General features: G+C 72.8%; 1 protein-coding gene. It reads right to left on the bottom strand.

What is annotated here, in order from left to right; translation table 11 throughout:
• The coding region (locus KYY02_RS33520; RefSeq protein WP_371244820.1) for a SpnB-like Rossmann fold domain-containing protein at window positions 1-1,547 on the bottom strand (1,547 nt) is incomplete at both ends.

The following is a 1,547-nucleotide window of genomic DNA, read 5'->3' as shown; positions in this document are numbered from 1 at the left end:
ACGACGGAACGCCGGGCCCTGACCAGTCGCGGCACGTGGAGGACACCGGACCGCAGAGCGAACTGCGGCTCCCCCGTCGCCAGCGCGACGGGCAACGCCTCCAGTGAGGCCGCCTCGTCGTCGAGGTCCACCAGCACAATCCGGTCCGGGTTCTCCGACTGCGCCGAGCGCACCAGGCCCCACACCGCCGCCTGCGCCACGTCCCGTACGTCACCGTCGTCCGCGACGGCGACCGCGCCCCCGGTCACCACGACCAGCCGCGCCACGTCGGACCGCTCCTCCGACAGCCAGGTCTGCACCGCGTTCAGCGCCCAGTGCGCCATTTCGTGCGCCGCCTCGTGAGCAACCGAGGACACCGCGTCGGACACGGAGGTGATCGGCCGGGCCAGGACGACGAAATCGGGCAGCTCCGCCGAGGACGCGAGGGTCTCCAGCGCACCCAGGTCGGTCCACTCGACGGTCGGGACATCACCGTCGGCCCGAGGCACCGGCGCCGGCACCCAGTCCAAGCCGAACAACGCGTCGCCGAGGTCGTCCACGGCCAACTGTTCCTGCGAGACCGGTCGCAGCATCAGTGAGTCGATCGTGGCCACCGGGGCACCCGCCCCGTCCGCGACCGTCAGGGCGACCCGGTCCGTGCTCGAGGGGGCCAGACGCACCCGCAGCACCGTCGCCCCGGAGGCGTGCAGCCGCACACCCGACCACGCGAACGGCAGCCGTCCGACCCCGTCGGCGTCCCCGGCCAGACCGATCGCGTGCAGCGCCGCGTCCAGCAGCGCCGGGTGCAGACCGAAGCTCTCCGCACTCACGCCCTCGGGCAGCACGACCTCGGCGAACACCTCGTCCCCGCGCCGCCACGCCGCCCGCAGCCCCTGGAACACCGGCCCGTAACCGAAACCGCCGTCGACCATGTGCTCGTAGAACCCGTCCAGGTCAACGATCTCCGCCCCGACGGGCGGCCACTCGGCCAAGGACACCCCGCCGCCGGAACGCCCGTCGGCGCGGAGCACACCGGTGGCGTTGCGGATCCACGACACGCCGTCGTCGCCCGCACTGGAGTGGAGGGTCAGTTCGCGCCTGCCCGACTCGTCCTCGACGCCGACCCACACCTGGATCTGCACCGATCCGTTCTCGGGCAGGATCAGCGGCGCCTCCAGTGTCAGTTCCTCCACCAGGTCACAGCCGACCTGGTCACCCGCACGGATCGCCAGCTCCAGGAACGCCGTGCCGGGCAGCAGAATCGTGTCCAGTACGGCGTGGTCGGCCAGCCACGGGTGGGTCTGGGCCGACAGCCGCCCGGTGAGCAGCGCACCGTCCGTGCCGCCGAGGATGACGGCCGCGCCCAGCAGCGGGTGATCGGCCGCACCGAGTCCGGCAGCCGTCACATCGCCGACCGAGGGCAGTACGTTGGGCCAGAAGCGTTCACGCTGGAAGGCGTAGGTCGGCAGGTCCACCCGTCGGGCGCCGCTGCCGGCGAAGAACGCCTCCCAGTCCACCCGCACGCCGCGTACGTGCAGGTGCCCGGCGGCCATGGCGGTGGCGGCCGT

The sequence above is a fragment of the Streptomyces pimonensis genome, assembly GCF_041380215.1.
In the GTDB taxonomy this organism is placed as follows: Bacteria; Actinomycetota; Actinomycetes; order Streptomycetales; family Streptomycetaceae; genus Streptomyces; species Streptomyces pimonensis.
The sequence above is the reverse complement of the archived record's forward strand: the minus strand, read 5'-3'. Positions and strand labels throughout refer to the sequence as shown.